We start from the raw sequence: 13,178 nt of genomic DNA, 5'->3' as shown, positions 1-13,178 counted from the left end.
CTCCTTTCTACACGTATAGGATGACCGGAAGAATCACCGGACTCCGCCGCGTCTTTCTATAAATGTAACCCCGAAGGTCGTCACGAATCGCCGACTTCAATGAACTCAAGTCCATAGAGTCCCGATTGCGGCAACGCTCGATGGTTTCATAGACCACCTCGGTGGCATCGTTGATTAACGGACCGTTCTCCTTGACGTAGATAAAACCACGTGTAATCAGTTCCGGGTTTGCCGCCAGCTGCTTGGAATAGGTATCGATGGCCACCGATACCACAATCAATCCCGCTTCCGACAGTTGCTTTCGATCCCGGAGTACCACGTTTCCAACATCTCCGACGCCGTAGCCATCCACCAGAACATCGTCCGCCGTGGCGTATCCATTCTCCTGTTTTGCACGACCGCCCTTGACCACCAGCGAATCACCATTGGTCATGACAAAGATATTGCTACGGCTCATTCCCAGGCTCTCTGCCAATTTTGCGTGCTCGTTCAAGTGACGGTATTCGCCGTGAGCCGGAATGAAATATCTCGGCCGCACCAGGGTGTGAATCAATTTCAGCTCTTCCTGGCAGGCGTGACCGGATACGTGGATGTCCACGAAATCCGACAGGTACACCCGAACTTTCTTCTCATACAGCTTATTGACCACATTGGTGATGGTCTTCTCGTTTCCCGGAATCGGCGAGGAGGAGAAGACGACGACATCGCCCTTCTTCAGCTTCACCGCCCGGTGATTATCGTTGGCCATTCGAGTCAATGCGGACATCGGTTCGCCCTGGCTTCCCGTTGTAACGATGGTCAGGTTGCTGTCCGGGATATTATTGATATTCCGGATGTCCACAAAAGCAGATTCCGGCAGGTCGATATATCCCAAATCCTTTGCAATCTGCATCACGTTCTCCATGGAACGACCGGAAACCGCAATTTTACGGCCATGATGAATGGACGCTTCCATAAAGTGCTTAATTCGATGAATATTCGAAGAGAACGTAGCGATGATAATTCGTTTATCCGTTTCCTCAAAAATTCGGTTCATGGACTCCGCTACGATTCGTTCCGACGGTGTGAACCCCGGACGGAGCACGTTGGTACTGTCACAAAGAAGTACATCCACGCCCTCATCGCCCAGTTTCGCAAAGCGAGCCAAATCAATCTGCTTTCCTTCCAGCGGAGTGTAATCCACCTTGAAATCTCCCGTATGAACGATGTGTCCTGCCGGGCACTTGATGGAGAACGCAAAAGAATCCGCAATGCTGTGGGTGGTGTGAATTGCCTCCACGATGAAGCTTCCTATATGAATTATATCACCTGAAGATATCACATGCACGTCAGCGGTAAGATTCTTTTCCTTTAATTTATGCTGAATCAATCCCGCCGCAAGACCGGAAGCATACACCGGAACGTTGATTTCTTTTACCAGATACGGCACACCGCCGATGTGGTCCTCATGTCCGTGAGTGATGATTAATCCCTTGATTTTCTCCATGTTTTCCTTCAGATAGGTGAAATCCGGAATAACCACGTCGATTCCGAACATCTCATCTTCCGGGAAGGACATTCCGCAGTCCACAATCAGAATTTCGTCCCGATACTCGATTACCGTGATGTTCTTTCCGATTTCCTTCATACCCCCCAACGGGATGATGCGGAAGGACTCTTTCGGGCGAACCTGTTTCTGATTCTTTCCGTTGGACTTGTTCCGATTCTTTCCCTGATGGAACGGGATTGCCGGAAGGGACTTCTTTGATTTCTCCGGCTTTGCTGCCCCCTTTTGTTTATGGGACTTCGAATTCTGAGGAGTGTTGTTTCCCTTCTTTTTCGCCTTTCCGTCAGAAGGTTTCAACGCTTTTCTTACTTTTCCGGAAGCTGCCCCGGAATTCTTCTTCCGGGGTGCCGGATTTTTTTTCTTGTTATTCAGTTGTAAATCTTTTTCTTGTTTCATAGGCATTTCTATTTTACTACAAAGTTAATCAGTTTGTTTGGAACCACGATGGTTTTTACAACAGATTTACCTGCAATCGCATCCTGCACGCGTTCGCTTGCCAGTGCTGTTTCTTCAATTGCACTCTTCTCTGCGTTCTTCCCGAAAGCCATCTTGTCCTTCAGTTTTCCGTTTACCTGAACGATAATCTCAACGGTTTCCAGTTCCAGTGCAGCCGGGTCGAATTCCGGCCAATTCTGCTGATATACCCGATCTTCATGACCCAGGTCGTTCCACAGTTCTTCGGTAATATGCGGAACAAACGGGTTCAGAATCAGAATCAGCTTTTCAATGGCATCGTTCATCAGCGGAACGTTCACTTCGCCCTGCTTGTACTTATACAGCGCATTCACCAATTCCATGATGGAACTGATCGCAGTGTTGAAGCTGAATCTTCCGCCGGCATCTTCCGTTACCTTCTTCACGGTAGCATTCAACTGGAAATTCAAAGCCTTATCTTCTGCACTCTGAATAGTGATGGTTTCACTTCCACGGAAATCGCCGCGGATTTCGTTCACATATTCCTGTACCAGACGATATACACGGTTCAGGAAACGGTAGCTTCCCTCCACACCGGCATCGCTCCAGTCCAGTTCTTTTTCCGGCGGTGCTGCAAAGAGGATGAACAGTCTGGCGGTATCCGCACCGTACTTTGCCTGAATTTCTTCCGGGCTGACGATGTTGCCCAGAGATTTACTCATCTTCGCACCGTCTTTGATAACCATGCCCTGAGTCAGCAGATTATCAAACGGTTCTTCCGCATCCACCAAGCCCAAATCATGCATTACCATCTGGAAGAAACGAGCGTACAACAGGTGCAGGATGGCGTGTTCTACGCCGCCGATGTACTGATCCACGTTCATCCAGTAGTCCGCCTTTTTCTTGTCAAAAGGTTTCTCGGAATTGTGGGCATCGCAGTATCTTAAGAAATACCAGGAAGAATCTACAAAGGTATCCATGGTATCGAATTCGCGAACCGCCTTCTTGCCGCAACATGGGCAGGTAGTCTCTCCAAAGGTCTTGGAAGTCTTCAGTGGAGAATCTCCCTTGCCGGTGAATTCCACATCGGTCGGAAGCTTTACCGGAAGATTCTCTTCCTTCTCCGGAACCCATCCGCACTCTTCACAATAAACCATCGGAATCGGGCATCCCCAATAACGCTGGCGGGAAATCAGCCAATCTCTCAGCTTGTAGTTCACCTGAGCTTTGCCCAGTCCGTCCGCTTCCAGATCCTTGGTAATCTCTTCAATCGCTTCCTTGTTGTTCATTCCGGTGTACTTTCCGGAGTTAATCATGGTGCCTTCCGCAACGAAAGCTTCTGTGAGGTTATTGATGTCGATTTCCGGATTCTGGCTGTCCACAACCGGAACGATGTCCAGGTCAAATTTCTTCGCAAACTCGAAGTCGCGCTGGTCATGCGCCGGAACCGCCATGATGGCACCGGTTCCGTAATCCATCATAACGTAATCGGAGATGAAAATTGGAACCTTCTTTCCGTTTACAGGATTGATTCCATAGCATCCGGTGAATACGCCGGTCTTCTCCTTTGTCAGAGAAGTTCTCTCGATTTCGGACTTGTGCTGACATTCTTCTTGATATGCTTTTACTGCATCTTCATACTCCGTACCGTTGGTGAGTTCCGGTACAAATGGATGCTCCGGTGCCAGAACCATATAGGTTACGCCGAACAGCGTGTCCGGACGAGTGGTATAAATCTGAAGCTTCTTGCTGAAGTTCTCAATCTCAAAGGTCACTTCCGCACCGGTGGAACGGCCAATCCAGTTCTTCTGCATCAGCTTTACCTTTTCCGGCCAGCCCGGCATTTTGTCCAAATCCTTCAGCAGGCGATCCGCATAATCGGTAATCTTCAGATACCACTGGGACAGGCGCTTCTTTGTAACCGGCGTGTGGCAACGCTCACAGCAGCCGTCTACGACCTGCTCGTTCGCCAATACGGTCTGACAGCTTGGACACCAGTTCACCGGATTGTCCTTCTTGTATGCCAGTCCCTTGTTGTAAAACTGAATGAAAATCCACTGCATCCACTTGTAATATTCTTCCTTACAGGTAGCAACCTCTCGATCCCAATCGTAGCTGAAGCCCAGGCCCTGCAGCTGACGGTGCATTTCCGCAATGTTGCTGTCCGTCCAAATTGCCGGGTGAATATCATTTTTAATGGCCGCGTTTTCTGCCGGCAGTCCAAAAGAGTCCCATCCCATCGGATGCAGAACATTGTATCCCTTCAGTCTCTTGAAACGTGCAATTACGTCTCCGATGGAGTAGTTCCGCACATGCCCCATGTGCAGCTTGCCGGAAGGATATGGAAACATTTCCAAAACATAATACTTTTCTTTGTCGTAATCCTCTACGGTCTTGAACGCATCTTCTTTTTCCCATACGTCCTGCCACTTCTTTTCAATTTCTGTGAAATTGTACTTTTCCTTCATTGTCCTTAGTCCTCAATTCTTTCGATTTTGCAATCGCCCCAGATTTTATCCAGTGCATAACGCTCCCGCATTTCTGCAGTAAAAATATTTACTATAATGTCACCGTAGTCCACGAGGATCCAGCTGTTTCCGGACTTTCCCTCTAAGCCCTTCTGCTCCAGCCCCAGTTCGTAGGCTTTCTCGTCTACGCTTTCCTGCAGTGCGCCCAGCTGACGTTCCGAGCTTGCAGTGCAATTGATAAAGTAGTCTGCAAAAGAAGATTTCTCTGCAATATCAATCAGCACTACATCCGAAGCTTTGCGCTGGGACAATACTTCTGCCAATTCTTTGGCTACTTTGTAATTATCCATTTATTTCTCCTTGTTTCCAATGATTTGACGTAAATAAGTATATGCTTTCAATGTGTCGGAATCAATTTCTCTGTGCGAAGATTTCAAGTCCCGGATACTGAATTCCAGAACTTCCAGGCATGCGGCATGCAAATCTTTCTCGGCCAAAGCACGAAGTCTTGGAGCATCTTCATAATCCCGTCCCGGTTCAATGGCATCGGCCACGTAAATAATTTCTTCCAGAAGAGACATTTCCGCTTTTCCCGTCGTATGATAGGAAACCGCAGACAGCACTTCTTCATCGGTGACGCCGAATTCATCCCGCAAGAGCGCCACGCCCAATTTGGAATGGGCCAACGGCTGATTATTCCGGTACTTCCATGGGAGCCCGTAGAATCGTACCAACCGGTTGCTCTCCTCCTGTGTCAAGCACTTCGCAATATCGTGCACCAGCGCTGCCAGATGAGCCTTTTCTCGATCTGCTCCGTAGATTTCCGCAAGCCTAGTCGCTGTTTCTACCACTCCCAGTGAATGAGTGTATCGCCGTGGCTTCAGATTGCGCTTTAAATATTCACTCATCAATTCCATCGAGATAGATTCCATTGTTTCTTATATACTCTTCCACTTCCGGAACCACCAGTCCCGAAATATCCTTTCCTTTCCGCACATATTCTCGGATTTCCGTAGAGGAAGCATCGAAGGGGTTTAGATTTAATACGTGAAACCGGCTGTGATATTTCTTCCGAAAATATTCAATTTTCTCCAGCCCTTCCTCCGTAGAAACATGGGGCCGAACCCCCGTAATCAGCGGAAATTCCCGAAGGAGATCCGGACCCCGATACCACTTTTCGATGGTCAGCACCGAATCGAACCCGATGATAAAAGAAATCTCCGCATCCGGCATCCGTTCCCGAAAATAGCGTAATGTATCATAAGAATAGGAAGGTTCTTGTCGCTCCAATTCGTATTCCGAAATGGAAAATGCCGAATTTAAAGGAAGAATTCGCCGAATCATTTCCGCCCGCATCTCTCCCGGTGTCACATTGCTGTCCTTTTTGAAGGGAGAGATGTAGTTGGGCAGAAAAATCAGTTGATTTAATTCACATTCCCGAACCGCTTCTGTCGCCAGATTAATATGACCTCGATGAATCGGGTCAAAGGTCCCTCCGAATAATGCTGTCTTATTCATTTTCGGAAGCAACGACCTGAATGCCCAATTCTTCCAGTTGTTTCTCGTCAACCAGTCCCGGCGCTTCACTTACCAGACACTCTGCATTCTGGTTCTTCGGGAACGCAATAACTTCACGGATGCTCTTTTCACCCAGCAGCAGCATTACCATTCTGTCCAAACCATATGCCAGGCCGGCATGCGGTGGTGCACCGTATTTGAACGCATCAATCAGGAAGCCAAACTTTTCTCTGCACTCCTCATCACTGAGGCCCAAAACGTGGAACATCTTCGCCTGAAGTTCCTTATCGTGAATACGGACGCTTCCGCCGCCCAGCTCCACGCCGTTCAATACGATGTCATACGCATCGGCCTTGAGATCCAGGATATTTCCGTCCAGCTTATCCAGTTCGTCCAGCTTCGGCTGAGTAAACGGATGGTGCATTGCTTTGATGTTTCCTTCATCATCTTCCTCGAACATCGGGAAGTCCACCACCCACAGGAACTTAAACTGATTATCATCCAACATTCCCATCTGATCGGCAATCTTCCGTCTCAGCCAGCCTAAGGTGTCGAACACGACCTTCTTCCGGTCGCTGACGATAAATGCAACATCCCCGTCTTCCGCACCCAGTCGGTCCATGATTTCGGCCAGTTGCTCTTCGGTAAAGAATTTTTTCACGGAAGAATTGTATTCCCCGTTTTCCTTCTTAATCCATACGAGGCCTTTCGCACCGTAATGCTTTGCCTCCTCGGTCAGCTTGTCAATCTTCTTTCTGGAATACTGAGCTGCACCACCCGGCACGCAGATACCCCGAACATCACCGCCATTTTCCAGTGCACCGGTAAATACGGCGAAGTCGCAATTCTGTACCAAATCGTTCAGAAGAACCAGTTCGATTCCGAATCGGGTGTCCGGCTTATCGGAACCGTAGCGTTCCATGGCTTCCGTCCAGGTCAGTCTCGGGAACGGAGTCTCGATATCCATTCCCTTCAGGTCCTTCATCAGTTTCTTCAGGAAACCTTCCTGCATCGCGATGACATCTTCCTGATCCACATAGGACATTTCCAAGTCGATCTGAGTAAATTCCGGCTGACGGTCCGCTCTCAAATCCTCATCACGGAAACACTTTACAATCTGGAAGTACCGATCCGTACCGGCAACCATCAGCAGCTGCTTGAACATCTGCGGAGACTGCGGCAGCGCATAGAATGCACCGTTCTTCACCCGGCTCGGCACCAGATAGTCCCGTGCACCTTCCGGTGTGGACTTGATCAGCATTGGGGTTTCCACCTCAACAAATCCGTTTTCATCGAAATAGTCTCGTGCACATTTGGTGACCTTGTGACGGAACAGCAGATTTCTCTGCATCTTATTCTTTCTCAGATCCAAGTAACGGTATTTGAGACGAAGAGATTCATCTACATTATCATCGTCTCGGATGTAAATCGGCGGAGTCTCTGCACTGGAATAAATTACCATGTCCGTTGCAAACACTTCAATTTCACCGGTTGGAATGTGGTCGTTCTTAGCACTGCGCTCATGAACGATACCCTTGATGCCAACAGAAAACTCACTCCGCAGAGATTTTGCCGCCTCCATCAGTTCTTCCGGAATATCTTCGTTGAAAGTAATCTGGGTAATTCCCGTCTTATCCCGAAGGTCCACGAACACCAGACTTCCCAAGCTCCTCTGCTTGGCCACCCAGCCGTTTAGAATGACTTCTTTTCCCTCATCTGCAAGCCGCAGCTCGCCGCACATATGTGTGCGCTTGTAAATTTCTGACATTATCCTCTCCTGATTTTATCCAAAATTTCTTCCTTAACAATTTTTGTCTGTTCGCCGGTTTCCATATTCTTCAGGGTCAGCTCTCCGCTTTCGATCTCATCGTCCCCGATAACGATGGAATACTTCACACCCACCTTGTTGGAATACTTCATCTGGCCCTTCAAATTTCGCTCCTGGGTATCCACAATCGCACGAACGTGGTTATGCCGCAGATACTGTACCAGATTCAACGCGTAGTGTTTCGCACGATCGCCGATGAATGCAATCATGATTTCCGGCTGTACCGGTTTGCCGAAATCCGATCCGCACATTTCCATCAACATCAGCAGTCGTTCCTTACCAAGACCGAATCCTACACCCGGCATAGACGGTCCGCCGATTTCCTCAATCAAATGATCGTATCGGCCGCCGCCGCAGACCGTACCCTGTGCACCAATCTTTGTGGTGACAAATTCAAAAGCGGTCTTGGTGTAATAATCCAATCCCCGAACGATTTTCGGATCCACCTTGAACTGAATGTCCATGGCCTTCAGGTTTTCCTGAAGTTCCTCGAATGCGTCTCGGCAGTCATCACAGAGATAATCTACCATCTGCGGTGCGTCCTTTACGATTTCCTGATCGTCCTTGGATTTGCAGTCCAGAATGCGCATTGGGTTCGTTTCAAAGCGAGACTGACAGGTACTGCACAGTTCATCGTAATGCGGCCGCAGGAAATCCTGCAGCGCTTTCCGATACTTTGTACGGCATTCCCGGCATCCGACGCTGTTGATGTGCAGTTCGATTTCATCGATACCCATGCGCTTCAGAAAATCATCCGCCATTGCGATGATTTCCGCATCCGCCATCATGGACGATGCCCCAAAGTTCTCAATGCCGAACTGATGGAACTGACGAAGCCGGCCTGCCTGTGGCTTCTCATATCGGAAGCACGGGGTGTTGTAGCAATACTTGCTCGGCTGCATATCCGCAAAATGTTTGCTTTCAATAAAAGCACGAACCGCCGGAGATGTCCCTTCCGGTTTCAGCGTAATGCTGCGGTGACCGAGATCTTCGAAGGTGTACATTTCCTTCTGGACGATGTCCGTGGTCTCCCCAACGCCTCGGTTGAACAGGTTCGTATCCTCAAAAATCGGTGTACGAAGTTCACCAAAGCCGTATTCGTCACAAATCTTAAAAAAGGCATCTTCAATATAGTGCCACTTGTAGGCATCCTCCGGCATCATGTCCTTCGTACCCTTAGGTGCTTTAATTGCCATCTCTATCCTCCCAGTAATTATTCTTTCGTAAAAGCATTTCATCGAAACGCTCTTTATAAATCGCACTGTTCCCCACATTCGGAATTCGTTCTAAACGGTCCGACTCCGGGTAATATCTCTTGCCAATTGCACCGGCCCCCAGGCCGATGATGGTCTGTTTTTCTTCCATTATTCGCACGTTATACACCGAATGGGCTTCCGGCTTGCAGTACCCCACGTTCTCAAAAGAACCCATCTGATGTTTTTGCCGGTATATATAATACGGTTCAAAACCATACGCAGTAAGAAATTCTTCCGAAAATTTCAGCATAGTCCGCACATTTTCTGTATCTCTTCGGTAATACTCCGGATCCTGTTCTTTCAGCTTCGATCCTCTTTTTACCGATAGGGTGTGCACCGTAATATTGTTGGCTCCCAGTGACACCAATTCTTCCAAAGTGTTCTTGAAATCGTCCGGAGTTTCTCCCGGCAATCCCGCAATCACATCGGAATTAATGATTCGAAAACCCATCGCTGCAGCGGTCCGGAATGCCTCTCGGATATCCTCCGGGCTGTGCTCCCGTCCAATTTCCCGCAAAGTCTGCGGATTCATGGATTGCGGATTGATACTGATACGATTAACCCCTTTTTCATGAATCTGTTCCAGCTTATCTCGAGTGATGGTGTCCGGTCTCCCCGCTTCGATGGTGAATTCAATACGGGATAAATCCAGCTGAAAAGCCGATTGAATCGCATCTACCAAGCGGCTCAACTGATCCGCTTCCAAAGTAGTCGGAGTCCCGCCGCCGATGTACACGCTTTCCACCAACTGGCCCATCTTTTGGAATTTTGCCCCGGTATATTCCACTTCCCGCAAAAGAAATTCCAGATACTCTGCAATCTCTTCCGATGTCGCAACACTGCTGGCAAATGAACAGTACGAACATCTCGTCGGGCAAAACGGAATATGGATGTACAAGCTAAGGCTGTCCGTTCCCGGGCGCTCCATATAAGACAGCTGATAATTGAGGATCCTACGCAGGAGTTCGATTTTTTCCGGATGAAGCAGGTACTTCCGCGCCACCGTTTCCATGGTCTGTGCGATGTCGCCGCACCGATCGTAAACGGAAAAGGCCAATTTCAGCGGCCGTACCCCGGTAAGTGTCCCCCACTCGGGGGTAATTCCGGTTAAATTCGACAGGATGCGGTACAATTCTCTTTTCACACCGTCCAAATCCGCATCTTTTTCGCCATTCAACAGATAACTTTTATCCGTTAATCGTGGCGAAAAGCCTTCGTGAAAGTCCACCGGGATGATTTCGAACTCATCATTTGCCAAAAACTCCCGCGCCAACTCCTCCAGGTGATATTCATTTTTGATTCCGTTTAGATAGAATCTATACAAATGGATTTCCTTTCTTCTCTGCGCCGATAGAGGTGCCCGGTCCGTGTCCCGGCAGCACCTGAATTTCATCCGGCAGTCTCATCAGTTTCTGCAGTGACTTCCGCATCTGTTCAATATTTCCGGAATACAAATCCGTCCGTCCGATGCTTCGGAAAAACAGGGTGTCTCCGGTGAAAATTTTACCGTCACCGCAGATGCAGATTCCGCCTTGCGTATGTCCCGGTGTTTCCATAAAAGTAAATTCTATACTTCCTAAAGTTACCGAATCACCTTCCGAAACATATCGGTCTGCCTCCGTGCTCACCGGCTCCGGCGAAAATTCCATAGAGCCGTTATTCTCGGCATCCAGCAGTAGTTCCTTTTCCTTGACCCCGGCAATCAATACCGCATCCGGATAATCCTTGCGAATGGCATTCAGCGCACCCATATGGTCTCCGTGAGCGTGGGTCAATATGATGTACTTCAGTTCGTTCAAGTTCCGAAGCTCCTTTTTCATAGCCGGGGTATAGCATCCCGGATCGATTACCATTCCCTGATTTGTTTCGGAATCCGTGAGAATATAAGTATTTTCTTGAAGCATATTTTCGTTGTATCGTTTTACCGTAATCATGATCTCGTCCTGTATACCTTATCAATCCCCGGGACATTCCTCAGCGCAATCAGCAGTCTTTGAATCTGATGTGTTCCGGTAATGGCCACGGTAATCGTCACGTTAACGTACTCCATATCTGCCGGTTTCATGTTCACCCCTACCAAGCGAACATCCATGTCTTCACACACCTTAGAAATATCGCTGAACATTCCCCGGCGGTCCTTGCAGCAGATATTGATATCCGTGTAATAGGTCTGTCCTTCCTTTGGAGTTTCCCATTCCACCTGAATCAATCGTCCTTTTTCCTGCTCCGGCAGGCTCACGATATTGCTGCAGTCTTTCCGATGCACCGTAATGCCACGGCCCTTTGTGATGAATCCGATAATATCATCTCCCGGAACCGGAGTGCAGCATCTGGCGATACGAATTAACAGGTTATCCGAGCCTTTTACGATAATCCCGGTTCCATCAGAACTGTTTTCCCGATGAACCTGTTTCTTCTTCTTGATTTCTTCTTCTTTGCGGACTTCTTCCTTCTTATTGTCCTCGATGAAATAATCAATCAGCCGCTGTCCCAGTTTTGCCAGCGCACTTCCGCCGTTGGAAATCTGCAGATACAGCTCATTGACATTATTCAATTTCAGGTCCTTTACCGCTTTCAGAAGGTAGGCATTCTTCGCCACCAGATGTGGGTCGTAGCCCTTCTTCTTAATGTAATTCGCGATATTGGTTTTCCCCCGATCTAGGGAATCATTTTTGTTGGCTTTCCGAAGCCAGTTTCGGATTTTGTTCTTGGCCTGAGAGCTCTTAGCGATATTCAGCCAATCCATGCTCGGTCCGGCCGAATTCGCAGATGTGATGATATCCACGATATCCCCGGTCTTCAGTTCATGGTCGATGGTAACCATCTTGCCGTTCACCTTGGCCCCTACGCAACGGATGCCTACATCCGTATGAATCTTAAATGCAAAATCCAGTGGCGTCGACTCTGCCGGCAATTCGATAACGTCTCCCTTTGGGGTGAATACGAACACCTGATTATCAAACAAATCCATCTTCAGAGTTTCCAAGAACTCCATGGAGTCATCGGTTTCCTTCTGCCACTCCAATGCCTGCCTCAGCCAGGCCAGCTTCTGTTCCGACGAGTCTCCGCCGGAACCGCCCTTTCCTTCTTTATATTTCCAATGTGCCGCAATACCGTATTCAGCGATTCGATGCATCTCGTAGGTTCGAATCTGAATCTCGAAGGGATCCCCGTTTTCATCCAACACAGTGGTGTGCAGGGATTGATACATGTTTGGCTTCGGCATTGCAATATAGTCTTTAAACCGTCCCGGAATCGGCGTCCATTTGGTGTGAACCAGTCCCAGCACGGCATAACAGTCTTTCACTGTATTTACGATGACACGAATGGCAATCAAATCAAAGATTTCATCCAGTTGCTTGTGCTGAAGTGTCATCTTCTTGTAGATGCTGTACAGATGCTTCGAACGTCCCATTACATCGTAATGGAAGTTTGCTTTGTCCAGCTCATCGCTGATTTCATCAATCAGCTGATCGACGACTTTCTCTCGCTCTTCCTTCCGTTTGCTTACCTGAACCGACAGCGATTCGTAATCTTCCGGATGAAGATACTTAAATGCTAAATCCTCCAGTTCGAATTTAATGCTGTAGATTCCCAGACGTCCGGCAAGGGGCGCATAAATCTCCAGCGTTTCTGCGGATTTCTCCTTCCGCTTATGAGGCGGCATGAACTCCATCGTTCGCATATTGTGGAGACGGTCCGCCAGTTTAATAATCAGGACGCGAATATCCTTAGACATGGCAAGGAACATTTTTCTGAAATTCTCCGCCTGAAGTTCTTCTTTGGAGTCATACTTGATGTTTCCCAGTTTGGTTACGCCGTCCACCAGCAGAGCAATCTCTTCGTTGAAATCCTCTACCAGCTCTTCTCGAGTGTACTCCGTATCCTCCACCACGTCGTGAAGGAGTCCGGCGACGACCGTTTCATTATCCATGCCAAAACTGGCCAGAATCTTGGAGACCGCAATTGGATGAATGATATACGGTTCTCCACTCTTTCTCATCTGGCCGTTATGAAGTCTGTTGGCGATTTCAAAGGCTTTGATAATCATCGGATCATCATATCTCTCATTCATCGTCTTGAGATCTTCAATATATTGTTCTGTTGTCATACTAAAATCAGTCGTCACCCGTGAACACCCCTTTATT

General features: G+C 48.3%; 10 protein-coding genes. All 10 read right to left on the bottom strand.

Annotated features, from left to right (window positions below; all coding sequences use genetic code 11):
* Positions 1-7: 7 nt before the first annotated feature.
* The 10 genes from PUE40_RS06125 to PUE40_RS06080 are packed head-to-tail and all read right to left on the bottom strand — an operon-like array spanning position 8 to position 13,141.
* Complete coding sequence (locus tag PUE40_RS06125) at positions 8-1,942, bottom strand: ribonuclease J (RefSeq protein WP_277672209.1); 1,935 nt, start codon at positions 1,940-1,942, stop codon at positions 8-10.
* 8 nt (positions 1,943-1,950) lie between these two features.
* A complete protein-coding gene (gene leuS, locus PUE40_RS06120) occupies positions 1,951-4,428 on the bottom strand; it encodes a leucine--tRNA ligase (RefSeq protein WP_154553565.1) in 2,478 nt (825 codons plus the stop codon).
* Between the two features lie 5 nt (positions 4,429-4,433).
* Positions 4,434-4,778, bottom strand: coding sequence for a ribosome silencing factor (gene rsfS, locus PUE40_RS06115; protein ID WP_154553564.1), 345 nt, complete (start codon positions 4,776-4,778; stop codon positions 4,434-4,436).
* Positions 4,779-5,336 carry a bis(5'-nucleosyl)-tetraphosphatase (symmetrical) YqeK gene (gene yqeK / locus PUE40_RS06110; RefSeq protein ID WP_277672208.1) on the bottom strand — a complete coding sequence of 186 codons (558 nt, stop codon included), beginning with the start codon at positions 5,334-5,336 and terminating at the stop codon, positions 4,779-4,781.
* Positions 5,329-5,946, bottom strand: coding sequence for a nicotinate (nicotinamide) nucleotide adenylyltransferase (gene nadD, locus PUE40_RS06105; RefSeq protein ID WP_277672207.1), 618 nt, complete (start codon positions 5,944-5,946; stop codon positions 5,329-5,331). The genes yqeK and nadD overlap by 8 nt, the downstream gene beginning before the upstream one ends.
* Entirely contained in the window at positions 5,939-7,714 is a 1,776-nt protein-coding gene (gene aspS, locus PUE40_RS06100; RefSeq protein ID WP_277672206.1) for an aspartate--tRNA ligase, read from the bottom strand. The genes nadD and aspS overlap by 8 nt, the downstream gene beginning before the upstream one ends.
* On the bottom strand, positions 7,714-8,970 hold the full coding sequence (gene hisS, locus PUE40_RS06095; RefSeq protein WP_277672205.1) for a histidine--tRNA ligase: 1,257 nt from the start codon (positions 8,968-8,970) through the stop codon (positions 7,714-7,716). The genes aspS and hisS overlap by 1 nt, the downstream gene beginning before the upstream one ends.
* Complete coding sequence (gene hemZ, locus PUE40_RS06090) at positions 8,960-10,354, bottom strand: coproporphyrinogen dehydrogenase HemZ (protein ID WP_277672204.1); 1,395 nt, start codon at positions 10,352-10,354, stop codon at positions 8,960-8,962. Before hemZ ends, hisS begins: the two co-directional genes overlap by 11 nt.
* Positions 10,347-10,964, bottom strand: a complete 618-nt coding sequence (locus PUE40_RS06085) for an MBL fold metallo-hydrolase (protein ID WP_154553558.1) — start codon at positions 10,962-10,964, stop codon at positions 10,347-10,349. The genes hemZ and PUE40_RS06085 overlap by 8 nt, the downstream gene beginning before the upstream one ends.
* Complete coding sequence (locus tag PUE40_RS06080; protein ID WP_154553557.1) at positions 10,961-13,141, bottom strand: RelA/SpoT family protein; 2,181 nt, start codon at positions 13,139-13,141, stop codon at positions 10,961-10,963. The genes PUE40_RS06085 and PUE40_RS06080 overlap by 4 nt, the downstream gene beginning before the upstream one ends.
* Between the last annotated feature and the right edge of the window lie 37 nt (positions 13,142-13,178).

Source organism: Mogibacterium kristiansenii (assembly GCF_029224645.1).
GTDB lineage: Bacteria > Bacillota > Clostridia > Peptostreptococcales > Anaerovoracaceae > Mogibacterium_A > Mogibacterium_A kristiansenii.
Note: the sequence above shows the minus strand (reverse complement) of the source record. Positions and strands in the feature narration are given on the sequence as shown.

Bases quoted from the DNA above. Each gene is read 5' to 3' on its own strand.
- PUE40_RS06125 (WP_277672209.1), bottom strand. From the start codon at position 1,942: ATGAAACAAGAAAAAGATTTACAACTGAATAACAAGAAAAAAAATCCG.
- leuS (WP_154553565.1), bottom strand. From the start codon at position 4,428: ATGAAGGAAAAGTACAATTTCACAGAAATTGAAAAGAAGTGGCAGGAC.
- rsfS (WP_154553564.1), bottom strand. From the start codon at position 4,778: ATGGATAATTACAAAGTAGCCAAAGAATTGGCAGAAGTATTGTCCCAG.
- yqeK (WP_277672208.1), bottom strand. From the start codon at position 5,336: ATGAGTGAATATTTAAAGCGCAATCTGAAGCCACGGCGATACACTCAT.
- nadD (WP_277672207.1), bottom strand. From the start codon at position 5,946: ATGAATAAGACAGCATTATTCGGAGGGACCTTTGACCCGATTCATCGA.
- aspS (WP_277672206.1), bottom strand. From the start codon at position 7,714: ATGTCAGAAATTTACAAGCGCACACATATGTGCGGCGAGCTGCGGCTT.
- hisS (WP_277672205.1), bottom strand. From the start codon at position 8,970: ATGGCAATTAAAGCACCTAAGGGTACGAAGGACATGATGCCGGAGGAT.
- PUE40_RS06085 (WP_154553558.1), bottom strand. From the start codon at position 10,964: ATGATTACGGTAAAACGATACAACGAAAATATGCTTCAAGAAAATACT.
- PUE40_RS06080 (WP_154553557.1), bottom strand. From the start codon at position 13,141: ATGACAACAGAACAATATATTGAAGATCTCAAGACGATGAATGAGAGA.